29 protein-coding genes are annotated in these 25,552 nt (G+C 41.9%); all 29 read right to left on the bottom strand.

Annotated elements, in window-relative coordinates; translation table 11 throughout:
• Nucleotides 1–79: 79 nt before the first annotated feature.
• A complete protein-coding gene (locus tag AC25CA_RS08025; RefSeq protein WP_486816547.1) occupies nucleotides 80–1,138 on the bottom strand; it encodes an ABC transporter substrate-binding protein in 1,059 nt (352 codons plus the stop codon).
• Between the two features lie 84 nt (nucleotides 1,139–1,222).
• Nucleotides 1,223–2,491, bottom strand: coding sequence for a PTS transporter subunit IIC (locus AC25CA_RS08020; RefSeq protein WP_486816546.1), 1,269 nt, complete (start codon nucleotides 2,489–2,491; stop codon nucleotides 1,223–1,225).
• Nucleotides 2,484–2,780, bottom strand: coding sequence for a PTS sugar transporter subunit IIB (locus tag AC25CA_RS08015; protein WP_486816545.1), 297 nt, complete (start codon nucleotides 2,778–2,780; stop codon nucleotides 2,484–2,486). The genes AC25CA_RS08020 and AC25CA_RS08015 overlap by 8 nt, the downstream gene beginning before the upstream one ends.
• A complete protein-coding gene (locus AC25CA_RS08010) occupies nucleotides 2,756–4,783 on the bottom strand; it encodes a BglG family transcription antiterminator (RefSeq protein WP_486816544.1) in 2,028 nt (675 codons plus the stop codon). Before AC25CA_RS08010 ends, AC25CA_RS08015 begins: the two co-directional genes overlap by 25 nt.
• An 85-nt stretch (nucleotides 4,784–4,868) precedes the next feature.
• Nucleotides 4,869–5,765 carry a TraX family protein gene (locus AC25CA_RS08005; RefSeq protein ID WP_486816543.1) on the bottom strand — a complete coding sequence of 299 codons (897 nt, stop codon included), beginning with the start codon at nucleotides 5,763–5,765 and terminating at the stop codon, nucleotides 4,869–4,871.
• Between the two features lie 9 nt (nucleotides 5,766–5,774).
• Entirely contained in the window at nucleotides 5,775–6,539 is a 765-nt protein-coding gene (locus tag AC25CA_RS08000; protein WP_486816542.1) for a GNAT family N-acetyltransferase, read from the bottom strand.
• 8 nt (nucleotides 6,540–6,547) lie between these two features.
• Nucleotides 6,548–6,712 (bottom strand): rubredoxin, encoded by a 165-nt coding sequence (locus AC25CA_RS07995; protein WP_486816541.1) that lies wholly within the window; start codon nucleotides 6,710–6,712, stop codon nucleotides 6,548–6,550.
• A gap of 225 nt (nucleotides 6,713–6,937) precedes the next feature.
• Nucleotides 6,938–7,198 carry a hypothetical protein gene (locus AC25CA_RS07990; protein ID WP_486816540.1) on the bottom strand — a complete coding sequence of 87 codons (261 nt, stop codon included), beginning with the start codon at nucleotides 7,196–7,198 and terminating at the stop codon, nucleotides 6,938–6,940.
• Nucleotides 7,199–7,283: 85 nt separating this feature from the next.
• Nucleotides 7,284–7,625 carry a hypothetical protein gene (locus tag AC25CA_RS07985; protein ID WP_486816539.1) on the bottom strand — a complete coding sequence of 114 codons (342 nt, stop codon included), beginning with the start codon at nucleotides 7,623–7,625 and terminating at the stop codon, nucleotides 7,284–7,286.
• Nucleotides 7,626–7,627: 2 nt separating this feature from the next.
• Nucleotides 7,628–8,899: a DUF1576 domain-containing protein gene (locus tag AC25CA_RS07980; protein ID WP_486816538.1), complete on the bottom strand. Its 1,272-nt coding sequence runs from the start codon at nucleotides 8,897–8,899 to the stop codon at nucleotides 7,628–7,630.
• Between the two features lie 98 nt (nucleotides 8,900–8,997).
• A complete protein-coding gene (locus AC25CA_RS07975) occupies nucleotides 8,998–9,414 on the bottom strand; it encodes a cytidine deaminase (RefSeq protein WP_486816537.1) in 417 nt (138 codons plus the stop codon).
• 54 nt (nucleotides 9,415–9,468) lie between these two features.
• Nucleotides 9,469–10,044, bottom strand: coding sequence for a 4Fe-4S binding protein (locus tag AC25CA_RS07970; protein ID WP_486816536.1), 576 nt, complete (start codon nucleotides 10,042–10,044; stop codon nucleotides 9,469–9,471).
• A gap of 80 nt (nucleotides 10,045–10,124) precedes the next feature.
• Nucleotides 10,125–10,763, bottom strand: coding sequence for an ABC transporter ATP-binding protein (locus AC25CA_RS07965; protein WP_486816535.1), 639 nt, complete (start codon nucleotides 10,761–10,763; stop codon nucleotides 10,125–10,127).
• Nucleotides 10,756–12,381: an ABC transporter permease gene (locus AC25CA_RS07960; protein WP_486816534.1), complete on the bottom strand. Its 1,626-nt coding sequence runs from the start codon at nucleotides 12,379–12,381 to the stop codon at nucleotides 10,756–10,758. Before AC25CA_RS07960 ends, AC25CA_RS07965 begins: the two co-directional genes overlap by 8 nt.
• On the bottom strand, nucleotides 12,381–13,415 hold the full coding sequence (locus AC25CA_RS07955; RefSeq protein WP_486816533.1) for a Fe(3+) ABC transporter substrate-binding protein: 1,035 nt from the start codon (nucleotides 13,413–13,415) through the stop codon (nucleotides 12,381–12,383). The genes AC25CA_RS07960 and AC25CA_RS07955 overlap by 1 nt, the downstream gene beginning before the upstream one ends.
• A 150-nt stretch (nucleotides 13,416–13,565) precedes the next feature.
• A complete protein-coding gene (locus tag AC25CA_RS07950) occupies nucleotides 13,566–14,411 on the bottom strand; it encodes an undecaprenyl-diphosphate phosphatase (protein WP_486816532.1) in 846 nt (281 codons plus the stop codon).
• An 87-nt stretch (nucleotides 14,412–14,498) separates the two neighbouring features.
• The gene (locus AC25CA_RS07945) at nucleotides 14,499–15,281 is read right to left on the bottom strand and encodes an ABC transporter ATP-binding protein (protein ID WP_486816531.1); all 783 of its coding nucleotides are present in this window, start codon (nucleotides 15,279–15,281) and stop codon (nucleotides 14,499–14,501) included.
• Nucleotides 15,278–16,270, bottom strand: coding sequence for a FecCD family ABC transporter permease (locus AC25CA_RS07940; protein ID WP_486816530.1), 993 nt, complete (start codon nucleotides 16,268–16,270; stop codon nucleotides 15,278–15,280). The genes AC25CA_RS07945 and AC25CA_RS07940 overlap by 4 nt, the downstream gene beginning before the upstream one ends.
• The gene (locus tag AC25CA_RS07935; RefSeq protein WP_486816529.1) at nucleotides 16,263–17,249 is read right to left on the bottom strand and encodes an ABC transporter substrate-binding protein; all 987 of its coding nucleotides are present in this window, start codon (nucleotides 17,247–17,249) and stop codon (nucleotides 16,263–16,265) included. Before AC25CA_RS07935 ends, AC25CA_RS07940 begins: the two co-directional genes overlap by 8 nt.
• 1 nt (nucleotide 17,250) lies before the next feature.
• Entirely contained in the window at nucleotides 17,251–18,015 is a 765-nt protein-coding gene (gene cobK / locus AC25CA_RS07930) for a precorrin-6A reductase (protein WP_486816528.1), read from the bottom strand.
• Nucleotides 18,012–18,737: a precorrin-3B C(17)-methyltransferase gene (gene cobJ, locus AC25CA_RS07925; protein ID WP_486816527.1), complete on the bottom strand. Its 726-nt coding sequence runs from the start codon at nucleotides 18,735–18,737 to the stop codon at nucleotides 18,012–18,014. The genes cobK and cobJ overlap by 4 nt, the downstream gene beginning before the upstream one ends.
• A complete protein-coding gene (locus tag AC25CA_RS07920) occupies nucleotides 18,737–19,795 on the bottom strand; it encodes a cobalt-precorrin 5A hydrolase (RefSeq protein WP_486816526.1) in 1,059 nt (352 codons plus the stop codon). Before AC25CA_RS07920 ends, cobJ begins: the two co-directional genes overlap by 1 nt.
• On the bottom strand, nucleotides 19,796–20,551 hold the full coding sequence (cobM, locus tag AC25CA_RS07915; protein WP_486816525.1) for a precorrin-4 C(11)-methyltransferase: 756 nt from the start codon (nucleotides 20,549–20,551) through the stop codon (nucleotides 19,796–19,798).
• Nucleotides 20,544–21,248 (bottom strand): precorrin-2 C(20)-methyltransferase, encoded by a 705-nt coding sequence (gene cobI / locus AC25CA_RS07910; RefSeq protein WP_486816524.1) that lies wholly within the window; start codon nucleotides 21,246–21,248, stop codon nucleotides 20,544–20,546. Before cobI ends, cobM begins: the two co-directional genes overlap by 8 nt.
• The gene (gene cbiT, locus AC25CA_RS07905) at nucleotides 21,241–21,846 is read right to left on the bottom strand and encodes a precorrin-6Y C5,15-methyltransferase (decarboxylating) subunit CbiT (RefSeq protein WP_486816523.1); all 606 of its coding nucleotides are present in this window, start codon (nucleotides 21,844–21,846) and stop codon (nucleotides 21,241–21,243) included. The genes cobI and cbiT overlap by 8 nt, the downstream gene beginning before the upstream one ends.
• Entirely contained in the window at nucleotides 21,839–22,462 is a 624-nt protein-coding gene (gene cbiE, locus AC25CA_RS07900) for a precorrin-6y C5,15-methyltransferase (decarboxylating) subunit CbiE (RefSeq protein ID WP_486816522.1), read from the bottom strand. Before cbiE ends, cbiT begins: the two co-directional genes overlap by 8 nt.
• Nucleotides 22,449–23,570 (bottom strand): cobalt-precorrin-5B (C(1))-methyltransferase CbiD, encoded by a 1,122-nt coding sequence (cbiD, locus tag AC25CA_RS07895; protein WP_486816521.1) that lies wholly within the window; start codon nucleotides 23,568–23,570, stop codon nucleotides 22,449–22,451. Before cbiD ends, cbiE begins: the two co-directional genes overlap by 14 nt.
• Nucleotides 23,567–24,196 carry a precorrin-8X methylmutase gene (locus tag AC25CA_RS07890; RefSeq protein ID WP_486816520.1) on the bottom strand — a complete coding sequence of 210 codons (630 nt, stop codon included), beginning with the start codon at nucleotides 24,194–24,196 and terminating at the stop codon, nucleotides 23,567–23,569. The genes cbiD and AC25CA_RS07890 overlap by 4 nt, the downstream gene beginning before the upstream one ends.
• Nucleotides 24,177–25,544 (bottom strand): cobyrinic acid a,c-diamide synthase CobB, encoded by a 1,368-nt coding sequence (locus AC25CA_RS07885; RefSeq protein ID WP_486816519.1) that lies wholly within the window; start codon nucleotides 25,542–25,544, stop codon nucleotides 24,177–24,179. Before AC25CA_RS07885 ends, AC25CA_RS07890 begins: the two co-directional genes overlap by 20 nt.
• Nucleotides 25,545–25,552 lie beyond the last annotated feature (8 nt).

The following is a 25,552-nucleotide window of genomic DNA, read 5'->3' as shown; positions in this document are numbered from 1 at the left end:
GATAATCCCCCCTGAAAGAAAAGTGCCCCGAATGGGGCACCTTTTCCAGTTTTATTCTTCGAGTACAACTTTTCCAGTACTACTCTGTTGGCAATTCAGTTTGAGTCAACTCCATGAATTTCTCAATAAAAGCCTGTCGTTGATTTCCAGCCCAGACAAAATCATAATCGATCAATGTTGTTCCTTTCAATTGCATAGCTGCTTCCGGTGGATTTGCGTCAGGATTTGTCAAGAACTGGTACGAACCAACTGTCTGTCCCAACTCTTGTGCTTCCTTAGACAATGCCCAATCAACAAATAATTTCGCTGCTTCTTGATCCGGTCCGTCTTTGATAATACCAACTGCGCCGATTTCATAACCCGTTCCATCTTCCGGTGCTGTAAATATCAAATCTTCATAACCTTCTTTTTGATATTTAATCGCATCGTGCAAGAAACCGATGGCGATTGGCGCTTCACCCATACCAACCATACGTCCTGGAGCGGAGCCTGATTTCGTGTATTGACGAACCTGCTCGTTAAATTTCTGCAGATACTTGAAGCCTTCTTCCTCGCCCTTCAATTGAATAACGGTCGCCAAGAAGTTATAGGCAGTCGATGAAGAGCCAGGATGAGCAATAACAATATTGCCTTTGAATTCCGGTTTCAATAGGTCATCAAATGTTTTTGGCAATTCCATTCCATTTTCTTCCAACCACTTTTTATTGCCTTCAATACCAAGATAGCCAGAGTATATACCAGTCCATGCGCCCTCTGAATCTTTAAAGTTCGCTGGGATCGTTTCTGCAATAGGTGATTGATAGTTTTCCAACAATCCTTCGTTCTTGGCTTGAATAAATGTTAATGCGCCACCACCATACCAAACACTCGCTGATGGATTTTCTTTCTCGGCTTTAATTCGAGCAAAAATTTCACCACCGCTCATTCGAACCATGTCGACATTAACACCAGTTTCCTTCTCAAATTCTCGCATTGCCAAGATTGCATGATCTTCCATCAATCCTGCATAAACCACAAGTTCAAGACCATCGCCCGGTAAAGCATCTGCCGCCGGTGCTGCTGCTTCATCACTTGCACACCCCGCAAAAACAGTTAATGCCATCATTAAAACTAGTACGAGTGAAAAAAATCGTTTCATAAAAAATCCCCCTCAGTCATAAACTTAACTACAAGTTTATTATAAGGGGAAATCGCTTACTTTATCGTCCATTCTTTTGCGCGTCTAGCCCGCAAATCCTAACAATTGGATAATTCGTTTAATTCCCATGGTAATGCCAGCCAAAATTTGAAAATCAATTTCTGGGAAAACAACACGGTAAAATCCCAATTCCGAGAGCAACCTCATGGTCAAAATCGGCAAAGCACCCAAAGCGAAACCAAATAGAACCGAGGAAAGAATAGCACCACGCTTCCCTCCCGTAGAGTATCCATAGAGACCAGAGGCAGAACCACTGAAGAAATAAACGGTTGATGAAGGAATAATCACCCATACGCTCCAAGTCCCCAAAACAAACATAGCTAAAACACCACCAAGCAAAGAACCGACAAATCCCAACATCAGTCTTCCACGTTGATAAACGAACAACATTGATACATCCAAAGCCGGAATCGCATTGGGAACAAATCGTTTTGCAACTTGCTGAAAGATTGGCATAATTTCTTGAATAATCAATCTCACACCGTTAATGATAATATAAACGCCTCCAGTAAATGTCAATCCTTGTTCCAAGGCAAATAACAAATAGAAGTTTCCACCGGTAATATCCTCCACATAGGATCGCTTGGCAAAAAGCGCACTGATTAAAAATATCGCAACCATGAAAATCGCTGTTGCTACAATATGATCATCTAAGAATCCATTTGCATTCTTCCTTTTAATAGATTCGTCCGCTTCCTTATGAAACACCTTGCCAATCCATGCGCTTAAAAAAAATCCCAGACTGGAAAAATGACCGACAGCCATTTCTTTTTTCCCCGTAATTCGTTCTGTATAGGGTTGAATCAAATGGGGAAAAACCGTCATCATCACACCCAACAAAATCCCTGCACTCAAAATCCCGACTAAGGGCGAAAGAGTTAGATAGGTTGCCATAGCTGCCAACGCGCCACTCATAAATAGTACTTGATGACCCGCCAAAAAAACGTACTTGAATCGTGTAAATCGGGCCATCAATACATTAATGGCCATTCCAACTAGCATGATCCCATACAACATGCCTCCATATTGACTATCTGTATAAGCCAGTAATCGTTCATTGCTGGACAAGATGCCAATCACGCGAAAACTGCGTTGAAAAACATAGGTCAAGCTGACCAAGGATCTCATAATCACTTCCCCGCCCAAGGTGAGGAGGATCACTCCGATGGCCGCTCGAATTACGGATCGCATGGTTTTTTTCCAATTCTGACGCATCAGTATTCCGCCTACAAGAACATACAAGGCCATAATCAAGTATCCATTCTTCGCAATTTGTGCTCCAAGCTCAATCATGAAGTTGCTCCTTCACCTTTTTCATCTTTTCAACAAGCTCATCCTGATCCAACAAATCATCCAAGGCAATCCGCATACAATCGCTTTCAACCAAGTCGACCAGATAGTCTGCACCAACAAGCAAATCAACTTCCATGGAGGCAGCATTGAAGATATCCGTATTTTCAACCTCAGCGTTCCAACCCATTTCCTTCACGGCCTGAATGACGTTCTGCATCACAAAATAGCTACTTCCCACACCCATTCCACAGACAACCAGTATTTTTATTGTTCCAGTTCGGCTATCCATTTCTTGCACACCTCCCGATCTTTCATTTGCTTTAAGTATTTCAACGCATCCTCTGTTGCAATCATTTTCCGAAAGGTGTCCAAAGCCCTTAAGTGCTGATGACCATCTATCGATGTCAGAACAAAGACAACACGTACGGGATCGTTTTTAGGATGGCCGAATTTTACGCCTTTGGAAAGAACCACAAGACTAGCCTGGGTATCCAAAGCACCGTCTTCTGGCCTTGCATGAGGCATTGCCACAGATTTTTTCACAACAACATAGGCTCGAAATCGTTCGATGTTTTCCATCATTTTTAAATGATAGCTTTCCGTGATGGCACCGCATTGCGAAAGTGGTTCTGCTGCAAGCTGAACCGCATCCTGCCAGGTTTCCGCATGAACACCCAATTGAATTCGATCAAGGGGCAAGCAATCAGACAGTTTTTTCCCAGACTGTTTTTCTTCCAAAATTTCTTGAATCGAGGACCGTAGAAGTCGAGGCTGATGAATCGTACAATACCGTTCCACTTCCTGGAGGATCCTTTCTGTAGATTTATCTCGATGATTCGTTCTCTTGTTTAATAGTTCTCCCAATCGATTCTGATTGCGTTCAGATAACAAAGGCTCTACTTGTACTATTGGAAGTCCCTTTCCCTGTAAATTCACCGTTGTTACAATCAAATCTGCATGGATCTCACGACATTCCATATATTCATTCCGGCTCATGATTCCTATAATTTCATAGGAATCAAATTCTTCCCGTAAACGTGATTCAATCAATCGTACCGTAGCCATCCCTTCGTGACAAACGAGAAGAATTCGGATCTGCTTTTTCTGCTCTTTCTCGATAAATGCACCGAAATGCATAGCGATAAAGGCCACTTCTTCTGCTGGCATATGAATCAAAAAATGCTGTTCTAAAGGACGGGATGCAATTCGTGCTGCCCGATAATACCCTCGATATCTTTCTTGAATTTGTGCAAGCAGAGAATTTTCCACTTCAATACCAAACCGAATACGGAAAATTGTAGGTTGCAAATGAGCAATCAAACTCTTCACTAGCCGTTCAGGTTCACGGATCGGATTGTGGGAAATTTCGCACATATCTTTAACCATGGTCTTCACAATCTTAGGTAGTTCATCGAAGACGACTTCAATCTTCTGATCCATGTCAATCGCTCGATTTCCCAAAAGATACTTAGCACAGAACACGTGATCCTGATGATTCAAAGGAAAATCAAAGCCTTTGATTAAAGCCTCAAAACGCGGTAATGCGCCACTTTCGACCAGAACTGGAATTTCTATGGGCTGCACACTTAATTCTTTCGCATTTTGATGACGCAAGATTGAAATTACAATACTTGCAACGACACGCCCGCTAGATCGATCTGAAATCCCCTTCGATAGGATAGAAAACCGTTCTTTTTTCCAATCCGCCCATTTCGGAATCTCACCCTCGATCATTTGAAGCATCGCATTTCTATGAATATCCACCCCTGAGCCTCGATTAACAAAGACTTCATGGAACCATTTAACAAAGCAACGGCGAAGATCAGCCTCATCACCAATCAATGCCCATCCGGACTTTGGCTTGCTTTTCAAATATACACCTTCTGCTTTAACCTTTTCCTGCAGATCGACCAAGATTTTACGTATGCTGTTGCGACTCATTTCAAGCTTCTTGCTCAGCGCTTGGGCAGTCACAAAATCTTTCTCAAAATAAAGCAAAAATAACAAATACTCTTCTCGCGCCCTTTCATTCATTTGATGAAAAAGGATGCTATGGCTTTCAATTTCTTGCAAAACCTGTTCCTGCATCAATTGAGTCAACAACAATTGAAAGCATCCGTCATTCATTCGAGTCAACTCAGGCAGCGTACGTTCCATCAACCATTCATTGATTGCCTTGATGTCATATTGTAAGGTTCTCTTTGAAATCATGTATCGTTCAAGTATTTCATTTTCAGCAACAGAATCATGTTGCAAAATCCATCGCAATAGAGCAAATTGTCGTTGTTTCATCCCGGCTTCCTCCAATGGATTTATCATACCATAGGTTTTCCATGAAAAAAAAGGGCTTCTGCCCTTTTTTACTTCTTCTTGATTTTCATCTCAGAAATGTTGTAATTGCAACAAGTATTCCAATATGTACAGGATAGAACCAATACCCTACGGCCCGATTCAAATGAATTTGAAACCGCCCTCGATAGGATTCAAAGAAGATGAGTATCGGAATTGAAAGGAAACTCCGAGCTTGAAACCAAACCCCGGTTAGACTGAAATTAACTAGATTTCTTGTCATAATCCCCCTAATTAAATCCCAGTTCTGTAGCGCTTGAAAATATCCAACGTCTCCGCCTGTGAGTTGAGGGCCATATTTAACCGCGACCCAAATGGATGTCAAGCCCACACCAATCAATGACAATGCCAGATAGGCAACCGCCATCTTCCATGGCCTTCTTCGAAATCGATAAAAAAGCAAAATCATGAGCAGACCATAACTGCTGTATTCAAAGGAGATATCAATTCCTCTTTGAAGGCAAAGAATCGTTACTGCTTCAGGTAAAACAATCCATGCAAGGGTCGCAAAATAAAAGCCAGCGGCAATAAAAAAATCAATTCCTCTTTGTACTTCTCGATAGCGTTGCCTTGCTTGCTCGCCCCATTCAAAAAGCTGCAAAACCCCCAATCCGGCCAGTAACAGGAAGAGTATATTAAAATGCAAAAGATTTCGTTCCAATTCTGGATTGAACCAGATATAGGGTATTTGTGCAATCAATCCGAATCCGAATAAACGAAGGGCATAGCGTTTTCGGTTGCTTGTCTTCTCAAACCCAATGGCGATTTGATAGGCAAAAATCGGAAACGCAATTCGCCCAATCGTTCGACTGATCGTGTAAAAAGCATCCCCCACCATTCGCATATGACCCAAGTGATCAATCAGCATGGTAATCATTGCAATCAGCTTTAAATTGTCATTGCGTTTGATATTCATCGATTCCATGGTTCCTCCCTAAAAGGAAATTTTCATATATCTCGTTTGACTAATAAGACCAGCACGCTCCAAGGTTTTTTTTGATCCATGATTCCAAACCCAACAACCCGCGATCGGTATTCGATTCTTGTCAATCGTTCGTCTCTGTAATTCTTGAATGATACGTGTCCCAAATCCTTTTCTCCGATATTCCTCACACACATACATTCCAATGCTCGCCATTTCTTTGCGAATAACACCCAATTCCATCACTCCAAATCCAACAATCTCGTCACCAACTTTTCCAAGATAAATTTCTTGGCGACAGATTTGTTGCTCAAGATCATCAAAAAACTCTCCACTTTTTTCTTGAATAAAAGACTGGTCAGATTCCATGGCGACTTCCAAGCTAAAAGGCCCTTTTGATTCATTGATCCGCAATGTTTCAAAAAAGTAGGCTTGACGCTCTACCTTTTTCCCTACATCTAAGGAATGACTCAAAAATGCTTCATCACAGGTTGCAACAAGAGCCTCTTGGACGAATTCGTGCTTTATTGCCAACTGAAAGATCTCTTGTGCGTCAGACCATGCCTCCGGTATCAGATAGAATGAAGTTATTGTCTCTTTTTGAAAAACAGAAAAGAAACCGATCGCTTGATTATTCTTAGAAATTTGATAAACATTTGCGTGAATCAACTTCTCCTCCCAAAAGGAGTCCGTAGGTCCATTCAATGTTTTAATTAAATCCTCTACCATGGAATTCACTTGACGCCAAGTGGTTGGCATCGTATGTATTTCATTCATACTTGCTCCTATCTTTTAATCTCTTCAAAGGCCATCTTAGGTTGATTGCAAGTTGGGCATCTCCAATCATCTGGGAGATCCTCGAAAGCTGTATGAGGAGGAATGTCGTGAATCCAGTCTCCTCGTTCCGGTCGGTAGGTGTATCCGCATACAGTACACTTATAAGCATTCATTTATTTCTCCTCTCTACACATCAAATTCAAAATATACGACTTTCCATTGCCCATCCACTTGTTGAAAGTGGAGATTTAAAAAAGTAGGTGGTGATGTTTCTTGCGCATTTTCCGTATAGAACTCACGAATATGTATGACATAACGACTATTTTCAAGCTGTCCAAACCCTTGAATCACCATATCTTTATAAGACCTCGAATCGTCTTTCCGCCACAATTCCCACTCTATTTTTTGACCGTCTTCTTCCCATGTCCCAATAAGAACTCCATTTCCATCAACTCTTCTTGAATTCGGCTGTTTTCAATTTGTAAAGACGCAAGTTCTTTCTGACATGCATCGAGAGATTCTTCTAACCGACTCAATTTGTCCTGCAGTTGATTCACTTGAGACTCAAGAACTAGAATTTGTGAATTTGTTTGATTCAACGCCTTGCTACAAGCACTCAATAAAAAACAGACGATTAAGCAAAGCCCTATCTTTTTCATTGCTGCTCCTTTCCATCTTTACTCTCTTATTCCATTATACCCCTTCTTTTGAGAATAAAAAAACTGCCTAAAATTCGGCAGTCTTTTAACGATAACGAATCAACTCCATGGTTAGATTCCCATCCTTCATCTCAATCCTAGCTTCATCAATCATCGCTCCCACAAGTGTCAGTTCATCGTCGCAATCGCTTTCTCCAGCCAATTGCCAATAATACTCCTCCATCTCGTGCTCCCGTTCAATCGACAGAGCTTCACGCAATCGTTCAATCTTCTTTTCATCACATCGGCTGTGATAATCAACGATTGTAATGACGGTTTGATTGGAATCCATCTTGATCTTAAAATCCACCTCATTGGTGTCATCCTTCAAAAGCATGGTTGTCAACTCGTCCACAATTCGAGAAATCTTCTTTACTTCATGACGCATAATTATCTTCCTCCTTTTTTAAAAGCATCGATAATCGGCACAAAGAAACCGGCAACGAGCCCACCTGAAAAACCATTGTTATAGAGGTTGATCCCTCCATGAACACCACCGATATTCGTGACAAGTGCCAAATGCAACATCCCGGCAATTACACCCGCAATGGGTCCATAAGTCCCTGCTATGGGCGCAATCGTTGTAGAAAATAGAACAGCAAGAATCATCCCCGTCGATTGCAAATCATAACCAAAAAATACAGCCGCAATCCAAACGCCTAGGACGACAGAAAAGCTATTCTTCGGGTGTTTCCCAAAAGCAGAAAAACCCACAACGGTGAAAATTGCTGCCAGCACCGGTCCATTAAAAATACCGTCTACCAAAACAACATAGATCACACTCAGTAAGCCCATAACGCCCATATTCACAAAGGTCACTCCATATCCAACTAACCTAGGAAAATCGGTGACGGTTCGACCTGGGAACCGCAGGATCCCACGATAGTTTTGTATTGCTTTCGGATTAATCTGCAAACCAATCAAAATCAAATATACAAGCAAACAAATCATAAAAAGAATCATCACAACATGATTCTTCTGATACACCAAAAAAACTGGTTCGATTTCAATTCGAAAGCTCCTCATAATACTTGTAAAAATGGTGCCAATAATTCCAGCAGTAAAGCCCAGGTTATACAAATTAAACCCATCATGGAAACGTAACATATGAGATGAAATCGGAACAATAATAAAACCGATTAGAATCCCAATCGCCATGCCCAATGCGAATGCGATACCCGGCTTGAAAATTCCAGCAAACATAATCTGACTAACGATTGGAGATAAACCAGTACTGAACAACAGCACCAGCAGAACATCCCGAATTTCAATTTTTTGATACCGGCAATAAATCACTCCGCCAATAAATATCGGAAAAATGTTCAACGGATTCTTTCCAAAAAATGAGAAGCCTAAGACTGTAAAAAAGGCAGCAATTGATAAGCCACCAATTCGTACTTGATAACGCTTGAATAGATATAGTGTTACTCCACCCATAACAGCAGCATTGGTAAACGCGGCACGAATTCCTCCAACCTCAAAAAAATCAGTTAATAGTGTGCCCGGTGAGGTAAAAATTCCAAGCATTCCCTCAAACCATGTCAGTTCGTTAGATTTAACGAACATACTAAATACGAGAAACAAAACTGGAAAAACAAGTAAAAGAACAAGCAAGCGATGTTGTGATTGTTGCTTTTCCTCAACCTTGCGAATTGGTATCATGTTGTTTCCCCTTTCTAACGGTAATGGAAGCTCATTACAACTTCCTGATACCCAAATATCATATCAAAAAAAGCCATGGAATTCCATGGCTTTTGAATCTACTCCGTTAAATTGGCGGGTCCAAACGCTTTGGGTGTTAAATCAGCCACCGTATTAATAAAATACTCGTTAACGCTATTCGCACTAATGATCTTGATGTCCGATCCAAATTCCATCAATACCTGGCGACAAACACCGCACGGTCCCGTGAAATCACCGGTTTCTTTCAATTCCCCATTGGGTCCCCCTACAACAGCAATCGCTTCAAATTCTGTCTCACCCTCAGAAACAGCTTTGAAAATTGCTGTTCGTTCCGCACAAACCGTTGGAGAAAAAGCCGCATTTTCAATGTTACAGCCCGTAAAAATCTTTCCACTCTTGGTTAGAAGTGCTGCGCCCACTTTAAAGTTGGAATACGGAGTATAAGCATAACTCATTGCCTCAATCGCTCGTTCTATTAAATCTTGAATATCCATAAAGACTCCTTTTTCTTTTATTATAAGGAGTAAAACTCAAGTAAAACAAGTCCCTTAATCCAGAATATTCACAGGCCTCTTCGTTGTTAAGGTCTGAATGGGACAAATTACGCACCATGCTCGGGGTACATAGAGGAATCCAAGAATCAGTCCGATCGTGGTTGAAGTCAGCATCATCGAATAAATCCGAAAGGATAAATGAAGGAACCACGGAGAAAGATCCACCCGAATCAACTGAGGCAAATCAATCGGGATAGGGAAAGCAATGAGGAAACGAAGATAATCAATAGGTGCGACACGACCTAAACTGACCATAATCGTTGACATGGTTGCAAAGAATAAATTGAGCCCAAAATAGATCAGCACGCCTGTTTTCACCTTCTGCTTGGTAAATCCTTTCGGCAGTGGTTTTTTTAAAGAAATTCGGCTCAGAACTCTCAAAAACAAACTCGCTCTAGGACAATAGTTCTTACACCAAAGCTTCTCCCCACTTTTCCAGTACAGGATAAAAGGCAAAATCATACAAATAAGTCCTGCAAGCGATAAGCCTATATTCACAAAGCCAAGCGCAAAAAACAAAATCGTAATCACCCATAAATGATCCATCATCGGAATTCTTTCTTTCTTCATCTGAACACTCCTTTTGTCAAAACTCTCCACAGTATACCCTAACCCCCTATGCCTATGCAAGCTTTTTTTCAAGCAAACAACTAAAGTGCAGGGATTCGAATGACCTGATCCGCAAAAACTTCTGCATCTTCAGGGTTATGGCTGACCATAATCGTGGTAATACCCGATTTTTTGACAATGGAAAATAGATCATTTCTTACTTTTACCAATAATTCTGTATCCAAATTACTGAATGGTTCATCTAAAAACAAGACCTTTGGTGCTGGGGCCAAAGCACGTGCCAATGCGACTCGTTGCTGTTGGCCTCCACTCAATTCATGAGGATATCGATTGCCATACTCCTCCAATTCAACTAATTGAAGCATCTTTTTCACTCTTTCTTTTCGCTGTTTTCTAGATAATCCATTAAGGCCAAAGGCAATATTCTTTTCAACAGTGAGGTGCGGGAAAAGTGCATAGTCTTGAAATAACATACCGATCCCGCGTTTTTCTGCAGGAACGAAAGTTTTCTTGTTTACCATTATTTTCGAATCAATTTGTATTTCTCCATAGCTAGGTTCTTCCAAGCCTGCTAGAAGGCGGAGAAGAGTTGATTTGCCACCCCCACTAGGTCCCACAACAACAAGGATCTGTCTTTCAATAAGAGAAAAGGAAAGATCCTTTAACGTGGGACTTTTTGCATTCTCATATTGAAAGGTCAAATTTTTTACTTCAATCATAACTTTTTCTCCTTTTTTGAATTGCCTGCATAGTGATCAATGCCAATCCACTAACGCCAATAATTAGCAATGCATACACAGATGCTTCATGAATCATTTCATCACCCGCATAGGTGAAAACACGCGTCGCCAAGGTATCAAAGTTAAAGGGCCGCAGGATCAATGTTAATGGCAACTCCTTCAACACATCAACAAAAGTGAGCAGGATCGCGCTGAAAATTGCAGGTTTTAGCATAGGGAAATCAACATGCCAAAAAGATCTCCACCCACTGGCACCCAGTGTTCTTGCCGCATCATAATAGCGCCTTCCAATTCGATTAAAACCTGCTGACAGGCTGTTATATCCAATTGCCATATAGCGGAGTGTCAAAGCAAAAATCAGCAAGAATAAACTTCCCGTCAAAAATGCATTTTTCAAACCTAGCCATTGATAGGTTCCCTGCAGACTTTGGTCCACTTGTACAAAAAACAAGAGTACGGCAACAGCGATAATCGGTGCAGGAATCGAATAGCCAAGTACAACTAATTTTGAGTAAAACCGCCCCCAAAAATTATTCTTCAAACGTTGATAATTTCCAATGATCAAACCGCAAAGAATGACGCCAACTGTGACGATCAATCCCAATTTCAGAGTATTTCCTATAAGACTTGGCAGACCACGCATAATCACTTGTTTGGATGCCATCTTGCTCCATGCAAGCAATTGCGCGACCGGTATCAAGACGCCTGCCCCAAGATACAAAAAGTAAACGGAATGAAAACTCCACCATAGCCACTTAGAAGGTTTATTGCGCCGTCTGATACGGGCATCTGCCTTTGCTGGCACAGTAGGTATGGACTGAGTCAACTTTTGTTCGGTAAATAAGACTACAAATACAATCCCCATTAGGATCATGGCCAAGCGAATCGCACTTTGAACATCACCCAAGCCAAACCATGCAGAATAGATGGCTGTACTGAATACAGGAACGCCAAAGTATCGAACCAAGCCATAGTCATTCAACACTTCTAAAAGAACCAATACAGTTCCTCCAGCAATCACCCCACGGCTCATAGGCAAAATCACCCGGAAGAAAGTCTGAAATCGAGAGTGCCCCAAAAGACGTGCTGATTCGAAATAACTGGCCGGCAATCGATAAAAGAAGCCACGAGTAACTAAGATCACGTATGGCATCAAAAAAATCGAAAAGACAAAAATGGCTCCACTCATGGAAAGCATATCAATATGAATAGGAGCCCAACCCAAACTCCGAAAGATTCTTTCTAACGTGCCGGAGTAATTAAAGATCCCTCCATAAACATAGCCTCCTATATAAGGCGGAATGGCAAGAGGCAAAAGCAAAAGACTCATTTTCACTTGATTCCATTTGAAATCATATTGCGTTAAACTCCAAGAGAGAAACGTTCCAACACTTGCCGTGACAAGGCCGACAGCGCCAAGCAAAACAAGGGTGTTTTTTACATATCTCTCCAAGACAATTGTACGAATATGCTCCCAATTTTCAGAAACTGGTTGAAACAATCCAGCGAGCAAAAAAATAGAAGGGAGGAGAATTAATATCGCAATACAGGTTGATAAGAGAAAAAGAGGACTGCGTCCCCTTATTGACATTTTCATTATTGCCAGTTTGCCGTGTTAAAGATCTTCACAGCAGTACTATTGTTTTCGCCTAAGACAGACAACGACAACTCTTGTCTTGAAAATTCTCCCCACGAATCTAACAAGTCTGACGCCGCAACCTTTGGATTTACTGGATATTCGTAGTTTGCATTGGCATAATCCGCCTGCGCACCTTCACCCGTTAGGAATTCCAGCAATTGATTCGCAGCATCTGCATGCTTCGCAAATCGTGTCACCCCAGCACCACTTATGTTAATATGGGTTCCTGTTGTCTTTTGATTTGGGAAGAAAATTCCAATCTGCTCTGCAACCTCTACTTCGTATGGGTCCGAAGAATTCAGCATTTTCCCTACATAATAGGTGTTCACAATCGCAAGATCGCCTTCTCCAGCAACAAGCGCTTTCATCTGATCACGATCATTTCCTTCAGGCGTTCTTGCCATATTTTCTACAAGCCCTTCTGCCCATTCTTGCGCTTGTCTTTCCCCATTTAACGCAATTAATGAGGCTAAAAGCGATTGATTGTAAATGTTGCTTGCACTTCGAACCAAAAGCTTACCCTTCCACTTTGGCTCTGTGAGAGCTTCGTACGTTGACAAGTCATCCGGCGAAATTCGATCTCTTGCATAGACAATAACTCTGGCTCGCATGGTTAAGGCTGTCCAGTTTGAATCCTTCTCTCTCAATTGCTCCGGAACATTCTCTTTTACTTTATTGGAAGTGATAGGTTGCAATAAATTTTTATTCTGCGCCCGAACGAGACGTCCCGCATCCGAAGTAATCATCAAATCCACTTCTGTGGCTTCTCCTTCGGATGCCAGTCTTTCAATTAGTTCATCAGAACCTGCCTTAACTACATTCACTTGGATTCCCGTTTCCTCAGTGAATTGATCGTAAAGCGCTTGATCTGTATCATAATGACGATCGGTATAAATATTCACCACAGCTGAAGCTTCCTTATCCTGTGCTTGACATCCAGCCAAAGCAACTATAAGTAAGATAACAATAATCGTAATTCCTATTTTTTTCATCTTGTCCCCCTAGTCGTTATTGAGAATCGCTCTCAATTTCTCACAGTTTAACTGAGAATGATTCTCATGTCAATGGTAATATTGAAGGTTTTCTCTAAAATCCGCTACAAAAAAAAGAAGGGTTTCCCCTTCTTGATCGACTGACTGTTTCTAAAACATACCCATTAGACCTGCGATGACAACAAATCCTGCAAAAATCATGCGATATTTGGCAAAAATTTTCATAGGTTTATGCTTTAAGTAGTTAATAAATCGGCCAATGACAACGATAGCAACGAGAAAAGAAACAAGAAAACCAACAATCAGCGCTCCCCATTCCAATCCAGTCATTAGTCCGAATCCACCCATCTTGACAATCTTCAAAAATGACATACCCACCATGACAGGAATCGCCAAGAAGAAAGAGAACTCCGCTGCCGCAACCGTTGAAAGCCCTGCAATCCAACCACCTATAATCGTGGATGCCGAACGTGACATCCCTGGAATAATCGCCAAGCATTGAAACAGTCCAATAATAATGGCTTGTTTGGGAGTAATCACCAGTTCCTCAATACCACCATTCTTCCCTCGAAATCGATTCTCCGCAACGATCATGAATATTGCACCTACAAACAAAGATGCTGCAACTGTATAGGGTGAAAATAAATATTTCTCAGCTAGATCGTCCAGAAGAATCCCAAAAAAACCACCAGGAATACAAGCGATGACAATCATCAACCAGAATCGAAATCCTGAATTTTCATACCCAACTTTTTTTGGAAAAAAATGAATCAAGGTGTCTTTAATCTTCTGCCAGTACAAAACGACGACCGCGAGAATAGCACCCAATTGAATGACATAGGTATACATTTCCAAATAGGCACCACGTACTGAGGTAAAACCAATTATATTTTGCGCAATAATCAAGTGACCCGTTGAAGATACGGGAAGAAACTCTGTAATTCCTTCAACGATTCCCAAAATCACCGATTGAATCAATAAAATCCATGTGTCCATCTGACATCCTCCTTTTGCTCTTCTCAGTATAGACGAAAAAAAGAGGAATCTCAATGAAATTCCCCTTACAATTTTATGAACGATAGCTTACTGTTGATGTGATTTGTAAGCTATCATATGCTGACATTGATGGCGTCGATCCGAATAAAAATCCGCATTAACCGAAAATGTCTCTTGAAGAATCGACTCATTTAAAACCTGATCCGGCTTGCCTCCACAAATGACTCTTCCTTCCTTCATCACATAGATTTGGTCAGAAAATCGAATGGCTTGATTCAAATCATGCAAAACCATCAAAATACTCAATCCTTCATTTTGATTCAATTCACTCAACAATTCCAATACCTCTAATTGATGAGACAGATCCAAGAAAGTCGTGGGTTCATCCAAGATCATAAGCTCTGTTTTCTGTGCCAAAGCCATGGCGATCCAAGCCCGCTGGGCTTCCCCGCCTGAAAGTTGATCAATTCTTCGATCTGCATAGTCTGTCATGGCTGTTTTATCCAAAGCCCATTCAATTGTTTCTTGATCCTTCTCATTGAGCTTTCCTCGCCAATTCAAATGCGGATATCGTCCAAGTGCAACCAAATCTCTCACTCGAATATCTTCCGGTGCCCTTCGAATCTGCGGAAGAATGGCAATCTTTTTTGCGATCCTCTTACTTGTCAGATCGCCAATCCGTTCGTCTTCTAAATATACATCTCCATCAATGGGGTTCAACAATCTAGAGATCCCCTTCAAGACTGTACTCTTTCCACATCCATTGGGACCAACAATTGTTGTAATCTTTCCTTTTTCGATATGCAAATCCACATCTTGAACGATCTTATTATGATGATAGCCAAGACTTAATCCTTGAGTTTTAATCATAAGGATCCTTTCCTTTCTCTTATCAAGTACAGAAAAAACGGGGCACCCAAAAGGGCCATAATAATGCCTACCGGAAGTTCAACCGGATCAAAGAGCAGACGTGCAATACAATCACAGAGTACCATGATCCCTGCACCCAATCCTATGGTTGCCGGATATAAATAACGATAATCAGAACCGATTAATAAGCGAGCGATATGAGGGACAATCAAGCCGACAAAGCCCAACAATCCAGCAACACTCACTGCACTAGCCGCTAAAAAGGCTGACAGCACAATAAAAATACGCCGAGTCCGTTCTACCGAAATTCCGAGTCCCGTTGCTACTTCATCCCCCAATAAAAGGGCATTCATACGATAGGACATCAATAAACAACCCGTTCCCGCGATCAAACTATATGGCCAAATCATCCGAAAATCCGGCCAAGTTCGACCCGATAGTCCCCCCACCATAAATGACATGGTTCCAGCAATACGGTCTGGATAAAAAGTCATTAAAAAGTTAATTGCAGCTCCTAACAAAGCTGACACTGCCATCCCTGCTAAGATCAATCTGATTGGACTCACCCCATTTTTCCAGGCTAGAGAATAGATAAGAAAGGTCGTTAGCAAGGCTCCGGCAAATGCTCCTATAGGTACCAAATAGGCGTAATCCGGAAATAGAATCATCACAATAAAGGCAGCAAATCCTGCTCCGGAAGAAATCCCAATAATTCCTGGATCTGCCAAGGGATTGTTCATAACGCCTTGTAAAGTCACACCAGATAGGGCTAGATTAATACCAACCAAAGCAGCAATCAAATTTCTAGGTAACCGTACATTAAAGATAATATTGTGATGAACACGATTTTCTTCAGAAAAAATGGCGGAAATCACTTCCCTTGCCGACAATTCTAATGACCCCTTGGCAATTCCCCAAAAGAAAGAGAACCCAAAAAACAGGAAAATTCCAATTAATATTTTTATGCGGCGATCCACTTTGCTATTCATGGATCAAATCGACAAAGTATTGATAAGCATCTGGGTACTTCATATTTGGCTTGTACAAGAACAACTCTTTAGGGAGATACAAATATCGATCACCTTGCACGGCGGACAGACCATTCCATGCTGGATTGGATAAGATATCCGACTCTAAACGTGCCTGCGCTTTCTCTACACTCCCCATCGTTTGAACAAAGATATAGTCGGGATCCATTTCAAGAATTTTCTCCAAGCTAAATTGCTTGCTTTCTTCATTGGCTACAGCACCATCTTCTGCTATGTTGATACCACCACATTCATTGATAATTTCTGAGGCAATATTGTCATCTTTTGTTGTAACCGATTTTGATGTCGCGAATAAGAGCAAATAAGTAAATTCATTTTTTTCTTGCTCCGACACGATCGTCTCAATTTCCTCCTGCATCTTCAGTCCTTGGCTTTCAAACAAATCTGCACGATCTGTCAACTGACAAAATTTTTCATAAGTCGACAAACATTCTTCAAAATTATTGTAGTCGATAAACAGATACTGAATTCCATTTTGGTCAAATACATCAGCCAATTCTTGATGGGCTGATCGGCCGGCACTAAGAAGAACTAAATCTGGTTCATATGTTAAAATATCTTCTACATTCGGCGTTCCTTTTCCGAGTTTTGGAATATCACCTGCTGCTTCAGGCAAGGTTGAACTGTCGACGGTTCCAACTAGGCTACCGCCCGCTTCTAGCCATAAATCAGTAAATGAAGCATAAAGAGAAAGTACTCTTTCCGGTAGGACTTCAAATTCTACCTGACGGCCAAGTTCATCTTCTACAATCAAATTCGGCACCACGATTTCTTCTGCTTGCTCACTATTTTCACTTTCCTGAACTGCCGTTTCACCTTCTATCGTTTCCGCCGCAGGCGCCGTTTCACTTGCAGCTTGACTGCACCCGACTAGCATTACCATCAGTCCTATAAGCAATACACTTCCTAATTTTTTCATATCAATTCTCCATTCCTTGTATTTGATCTTGCACCCAATTTAGTAATTCATCTTGTGATTCCGTTGAAAAACTTGTTTCCTCCGATTTTTTCATAATGCTCAAAACCTCAACATTCATTTTTTGTGCAGCCTCAACCTTTTCTTGAAAACCGCCAATGGTTCCACTTTCTTTGGTTACCATTTGGCTAATTTTAAAATCTTTCATCATCGTTTGATTCATTTCATAGGAAAAGGGACCTTGAATCGCAAGGATTTGATTGGCTTTTAATCCGATTCTTTCACACTTTTCCAATACATTTGCCCGCGGCAGAACACGTGCAATGAGTCTTTCCTTTGGCAAAGATTCAGTGAATTTTTCAAGGTTATTGCTTCCGGTAGTTAAAAGGATTTTTCCCGTTCCTGTTCGCAAATATGATATGCACTCTTCATAACTTGCAAACCGTTTGACCGAATCCGTAGGAAGCCAAGAACGCTTGAGTCGTGCAAGGGGCAATTGCATGCCCTGACAAACCTTTGCAATATTGGCTGTCACCTCATGAGCATAAGGATGTGTCGCATCAATAACGACTCGAATTTTCTTTTCCTTCAACCACGATTCCATCTCGCTTTGATTCATGGGAGACGCATTCAGTTCTAAATTTTTGTAATTCTTGATCAATTCACACCCGTAGCTTGTCGCTGTCGAACCAAAAATTGGTAGATTCAACGCTTTTAAGCGTTCAAGAACCTCCCGCCCTTCTTGAGTTCCCGCAAATACTGCAATCAAATTGGATACCCCCTTGGCGTGATTAGAAAGTCATTAAATCGGAAGGTGTGACGATTCCCGATAATAACCATACTACTCATAGAAACCTCCCGCTTAGGCAATTCCATTAGGCTTGTTAATTCAACAACTTGTTCTGCCCTTGCCGCATGGGTCACAATACCAACAGGTGTTTCTTTTGATTTGATCTCCATCAAGATCTTACAGGCACGCGTTAGATGCTCGTTACGAGCATGGCTTTTTGGATTAAAAAGACAAATAACAAAGTCACCTTCTGCTGCCAAGCGCAGTCTCTTTTCGATTAAGGACCAATCCGTCAAGCAATCGCTTAAACTAATATAAGCATGATCATGCATTAAGGGTGCACCCAGGGCTGCCGCAGCCGCATTGGCAGAGGTTACGCCAGGAATAATTTCCACACGAACTTCTGGTGCCTCTTGAGCTACAATCTCCAAAAGTAAACCCGCCATGGCGTAAACGCCTGGATCTCCCCCGCTGACTAGGGCAACATCCGCTCCTGTTTTTGCCTGGTTGACCGCTTCTCGACAGCGTTCCACCTCGCCTCGCATTCCATTTTGAATCACTTCTTTCCCCTCTAAAAGTGGCTCAATCAAGCGAATATAGGTTTTGTATCCCAAGATCACCTTTGCTTTTTTTATTCCTTCTTTGGCTCGTTCAGTCATATCCTCAATATTTCCCGGTCCAGTTCCAATCACATAAATCATTACGATTCCCCCTCTTTCTTCTGCCATAGCGATAATGTTATTCCATTATTTTTTTGAATCGGCACCATACATCTGCCACCCTTTGCAGAAAGATAACCACAAGGTTCACTCACGCATGGAACCCCTATGGTTGTTTGCACAAAATCAGATCCGATAAAGCGATCCGCAATTTCTAGAATTTCTTCTTTCTGAAAGGTTCTCATCTCTGCTTTCCAGAAATTTGCCAAGGCAAGAATACCTTGTTCGTCCGCCTTCACCCATGCAGTAGCAAAAATGCCAACACCCTCTTTTGCGATACCTGCTTGATTGAGCATCTTAAGTGCTTCCTCTTCCAGTTTTTCCATTTTCATACCACGACGGCATCCAATTCCAATGCAAAACTTTCGAGGATATAATTGCACATGCCGATAACTGGACTCAAATTTTTCATCTCCAATAATAATAAAGCTGGCAATAGCTCCGAGCTGAAGTTTTTTTTCCAATTCCACCCATCCTATTTTCCCTTCAAATTTTTCATACTCTGAAGGAAGAACAAGATCAAGCGATTGGTGTGAAAAGACCCCAACTGCTTTTCCATTGACCAAATCTGCAGTCACTTGTTTTGCACCATCAAAATCAAATAAAAATAAGCTTTGTTCTTTTGCAAATTCGTCCACAGCCTTTAAACCGCAAACATCCGATGCCGTTGTTATCACCGGGGTCGCTTGTAAGGCTTTTGCCAATTCAATTGCCTTTTGGTTGGCCCCACCCAGATGACCAGAAACCAAGGGAATAATAAATTGCCCCTTTTCGTCTAGGACCAGAATCGCAGGGTCCTTACTCTTATGTTTTAACAAGGGAGCAATGGTTCTCACCACAATCCCGGTCGCCATAATAAATACGATTTCGCTGTAGTTGTTAAAGCACATCTCCACTAACGCTGAAAATCGCTTTTCAAATGGCAAAAGACTTGTGTCATTCAGATCAAACTTCGCATAACAATCCGCTTCTGGTATCAATTTCTTCACCCGCTTCGCCTGTTTTGCGCCACCTTTCGTTAAACTGATCACCGCCAACATTTATTTTGCCTCACGGTATTCGTGAGAAAATTTTGCATCATATAATTTAGAAAGTTCGTAAGGCCCCTCTAGGAATCCCCCCACAAGAATCTGTGCGGTCTTTGTGATATTTGCCTTTTGAACCAGTTTCCCTATAGTTTCGAGGGTTCCAACCACCTTAATTTCATCCGGCCAGCTTGCACGCTGAACAACTGCAACAGGCGTGTTCATAGGATAATGAACCAGCAATTGTTCCACAACATCTTGAATCATATGTACCGATAGAAAAATTGCCATGGACGCTTGATGCGAGGCTAACTTTGAAAGTGCTTCTTTTTCAGGCACTGGTGTTCTTCCCTCTAAACGTGTACAGATTACCGTCTGAGAAACCCCAGGCAAGGTATATTCCTTTTTTAGGGCTGCGGCCGAGGCCACAAAGGATGACACACCAGGAATTACTCTATAGGGAATCGACAAGGCATCTAAGGCATCCATCTGCTCTCGAATTGCACCGTAGATACTAGGATCACCCGTATGAACACGAACAACCTTTTTCCCTATTTTCCAAGCACTGCTCATGGATTCGATCACTTCATCCAAGGTCATTTTTGCACTATTTTCAATTACACAACTTGATTTTCTAGAATCGATTACTGCAACAGGCACCAAAGAACCTGCATAAACAATCAAGTCCGCCTCATTAACATGCCTTTGTCCCTTAACCGTGATCAATTCCGGATCTCCAGGACCCGCACCTACAAATACAATCTCATTCATTTTTGCCTCCCGTTTTTACTATCATTGTTGTGAAATAAGGAATTTCTTCCGGCATTTCCTCAACAGAACCTTTCCATATTTGTTCCGTTTCCTTCCCACAATTTCCAACCATTTCCCAGGATCCCTTTAGCTCTTCATCATGCAAAATTTGACGAATCGATACAATCGCCCGTTTTGGTTTCATAACGACAAGCGTATCGGTCCACTCAAGAGCCTTTCTTATCGACTCTTCATCTGCTGAGGGAACAATTGCCAAGCTTTGGTCCCCCAATACCAAGTCCTTGTGCAAGCGTGCAGACACGGCACAGAAGGAAGGGATTCCCGGAATCCATTCAGGTATTAATTCCTTTGGTAGATAGTCTTGCAAATACGACCAAGTACTGTATATGGATGGATCACCCAGAGTTAAGAATGCAATTTCTTTTCCGTCTTTCCATACCTTAACAATTTGTTCCGCATTGTTTTTCCAAGAGGGTTCCCAAGTTTCCTTTTTCCCCGCCATTGGAAATACCATCATTTGAACATGATCCATGCGATTCTCAATATGCTTTTTTACGATCTCCAATGCGGTACTGCCAGCTCCTTTTTCTTTCTCAGGACAAATGATCAGATCTGCCTTTTGCATGATCTGAATCGCCTTATACGTTACCAAGTCTGGATCGCCAGGTCCCACACCCACACCATACAAATTAGCCATTAGCGTTCCCCTTTCTGCCTGAAATGACATAGACAGGATTTTCGCCCATCATCATGGTCACAGAACCAACACCTTTTCCCCTGCTGACAACAACCTGTACCAGCTCGACTTCATCAAAGCCACAGCCTTGTATGGTTTCCCATCCAATATGTAAATTTTCAAGGGTGATCATATTCATAACCAACCTGCCACCATAAGGCATCACTTGATTGGCCCAATGAATCAATTCTGCAAGATGACCACCGCTTCCACCTATGATCACCTTGTCTGCGTAGGCAATTTGATCAAGTCCCAGGGGTGCTTCCATTTCTAGAATTTTCATATTTTCACAAGCAAACTTCTTTCTATTTTGCTTTAATACCGCTATGGCTTGCGGATTGCGTTCTACCGAAATTACAGAGCCTTCTGTCAATAGACGTGCTGACTCAATCGACAAGGAACCAGAGCCCGCTCCAAGATCAACAATAATATCCGAATTTTTCAATTGAAGCTTAGACAGAGTTACAGCTCTTACTTCCGCCTTGGTCATGGGAACCTTCCCTCTTATAAATTCGCTGTCTTTTACCCCCGAGTTCACGGGTCTTTTTTCCTTACTCATAGCCGATCACCACCACGCTTAGGGCCTCAAATTCACGTTGAACCGCTTCCTCTGGCCGTATTTTTTCAATCTTTTCATTGGCGTAAGAAAGATTTTCCCCCACAGCCATCCAACAATCCTGGATCCCAGCTTCCACCAATTGCTTTGCAATCCACACAGGCGATTGATTCTGATCAGTTAGCAAGCCAATCAACTTTCTTTTTTTAACTTCTTCCATCCAATCCCAAGAGCGCCCATGCAGACTTCCCAATTCCGCATCACTCCAGGGTAAGCCCAAGCGCGCGAATAAATATTGCATGGAGCTGATTCCTGGATATACATCCAATTCGTCATTTGAAAAAAAACGACGAAGAGCTGCAAGAAGACTATAATAGCCCGCATCACCAGAAACAAGGACGCCAACTTGTTTGGTTTGAGCCGATTCCCGAATCTTTTTCATCATCGTTTCTATGGGCATGGAAAATGGAATGATTTCATGATGATCATCTTCCCCTCTCACAGAGATCTGTCGATCTCCCCCTACCAATACTTGGCATTCATTGATTATGCGCTTGGTAATGGGCAAAAGATAGTCAGGGTGTCCCGGTCCGATTCCCAAAACCTTAATCGATTTCATTACTGATTCCCTCCATCCATTCTGCTGCCTTTTCAGTTTCAGCCAAGAGGCCTTGATCCGTTGAAAAAACAAGAACCTCTACCTCCACCTGTTCAAAGCAAAACCGCTCAACCCGCTCTTGAATGGCCTTCGCTATTCGAGGAAAAATTTTCATCCTTTCATTTTCGGTCAAAAGTGATACCATGGCCTCAGTTGTTACCGATTGATAAATTTTTTCTAATCTCTCTCCCTGAACGCCAGCCATGGCCGCATAAGCTGTTATGGTTTCCCTTCTTCCATCTGACATGCGGTTATGGGTATGAAAATTTCCAGCTGCTAATTTAGCGAACTTACCGATATGACCAACCAATAAAATTCTCGGAATATTAAATTTCATCGCTTGCTCCAACATGTATCCAATAAAATTACTAGTCTTATAAATCCGTACTTCCTCGATTCCACGTTCAAGACAAAAATCCTCCCCATAGTTCCCAGGTACAAAGACGATCAAATCTTGTTCTTTGCTGTTCATTTCCAAATCCATTGAAAGTGTATCTCGAAACGCTTCCTCACTCATCGGTTCAACAATACCGGAGGTTCCCACGATGGAAATCCCCCCCTTTATCCCCAATTGCGGGTTAAAGGTCCGTTTGGCCAACTCCACGCCTTCCGGAGCAGAGATCGTTATGGCAAGGCCAAAGTCCGCTGGAAGGATCTGAAGTACTTCTTTTGTCATCATCTCTTTTGGCACCCGATTGATGGCTGCCTCTCCAACGATCAGACCCAAACCTTCACGAGTTACGATCCCCACTCCCAGTCCACCCGCAATAGAAATGCCAGGCTCTTCCTTTCGTGTAACACTGGCGTATACATGTATGCCATGGGTGCAATCAATATCATCGCCCCCATCTTTTATAATCGAGCAAGACGCTCGATTTTCGTTCCATTCTTGGTTATTTACATCCAGAATCAAATCCCATCCCTTAGGCGTTTCAATTCGGACTTCCTCTATTTTTTCTTGCTGAATTAACATCAGAACAGCTGCCTTGGCTGCAGCTGTTGCACAAGAACCCGTCGTGTATCCGTAACGAAGTTCTTTCCCTGCTTTAAAAATTGTTCGATTTATCATGGCATTTCAATCCCTTTTAGAATCGCATTGAAAATCGCTGCAACAACAGGGCTGCCGCCTTTTCTTCCCTCAATGGTGATATAGGGAATATCCATTTTCATCAAGACTTCTTTTGATTCAGCAGCACCGACAAAACCAATGGGCGCACCAACAATTGCCAATGGCTTTTTCCCTGTCATTTCAATGCATTCCTTTAATCGATAGATGGCTGTTGGCGCATTACCAATTGCATAGAGCTGAATGTTTTCCACTTGCATGGCTTTTTCAATTCCCGCCATCGATCGTGTGATACCCGCTTCTTTGGCACGAAGGGCTACATCATGATCATGAACAAAATTATGCACACAACTGGATAACGCCTTTATTTTCTTCCGATTGATCCCAGATACAATCATGGATGTATCCGCATAAATTTCCGCCCCAGCAATCAAGGCTTCCCGAATAATTCGAATGGCATCGGGATGAAAACGGATTTGATCCGCATACTCAAAGTCGGCCGTTGTATGAATCACCCTTTTTACAATGGGCAATTCCTCTTGTGAAAATTTCAGAGCTTGTTGGCCCATTTCTTCTTCAATAATGGCAAAGCTTTTGCTTTCAATACTTTCAGGATTCTTTACGTACATGGCCATTCTCCTTTTTTCTCTTTTGTACAATCCCTATCATTTTCTTTAAAAACTCAGGATTGCCCGTAAAATGAAGATGCGGATACCCAGCCAACACATTATGAAATCGTTCTCCGCACTTCCAGTGTTTTTCTTGATTCCGAAGTTGTGTAAGTTGAAGCACTTGTTGAACAGGCTCTAGATGAATGATCCGCGAGCGATGAAACTCATGTGCGCGAATCTCTAACTCCCCCCATTGGCAACTCACATATCCGAACCGCTGAAGTCTTTTGGTCATTTCTCCTTTCCCCGACAGAATTCCTGTCATGGGTACAAGAGATCCATCTAGTTGCTGAATGGATGAAGATAGATATAGATAGCCACCGCATTCTGCATATACTGGAAGTCCCTCTGCAATCTTTTCTTTCAAATCTTGAACAAAGCCTTGATTTTCATTAAGCTCCTTGGCAAAGACCTCAGGGAATCCACCTCCTAGATAGAGAGCATCGATTCCCTCTGGTAATTTTGAATCTTTCATGGGTGAACAAGAAATCCACTCTCCTCCCCACTTTTCTACACGCTCCAGATTCTCTTGATAGTAGAAATTGAAGGCATCATCATGAGCAATTCCAATTCGTAGTCCCTTGGCCCAAGCATGATCTGCTTTCGTTTCATTTCTTCCTATCTGTATCTCACTAATTTCCTGAATCAGTTCCCAATCAAAATGTTCCTCTACCAAATCTGCAATCCGATTGAGTTTTTCATCGAAATGATCCAACTCATTAACCGGGATCAAGCCTAAGTGACGACTGGAAAGATGCACTTGCTTATCTTTTGGTAAATACCCCACACATGGGATCCCTAAGTGTTCTTCAATTGGCTCTTTTAGATATTTATAAAGCCCTTCTGAACTCACTCGATTCAAAATGATTCCCGCAATACGAAGATTTGGATCATAGGAACAATAACCCTGAATATGCGCCAATACGCTGGCTGCCATTCCCTGGGCATCAACAACCAAAAATACCGGTAAATCCAAAACACGAGCTACATGCGCCGTACTTCCATTGTCTTTTGAAAAATTCATTCCGTCATAGAGTCCCATCACACCCTCTACAATTGCAATATCACTTTGACCCGCATGGTCAACAAATGAACGCTTCACACCATCTTTCTTCATCAAGATCAGATCAAGATTATATGAAATATTTCCTGCGGCGATCCGATGAAACATCGGGTCTATATAATCGGGACCAACCTTAAAGGGTGCGACCTGCATGCCGCGATTTCGATATGCTCGCATCAATCCCAAAGACAAGGTCGTTTTACCAACACCGCTATGGGTACCCGCCAATACAAATCCTTTCATCCTATCCT

The sequence above is a fragment of the Gottschalkiaceae bacterium SANA genome, from assembly GCA_036323355.1.
Classification (GTDB): domain Bacteria; phylum Bacillota; class Clostridia; order Tissierellales; family GPF-1; genus GPF-1.
Note: the sequence above shows the minus strand (reverse complement) of the source record. Positions and strands in the feature narration are given on the sequence as shown.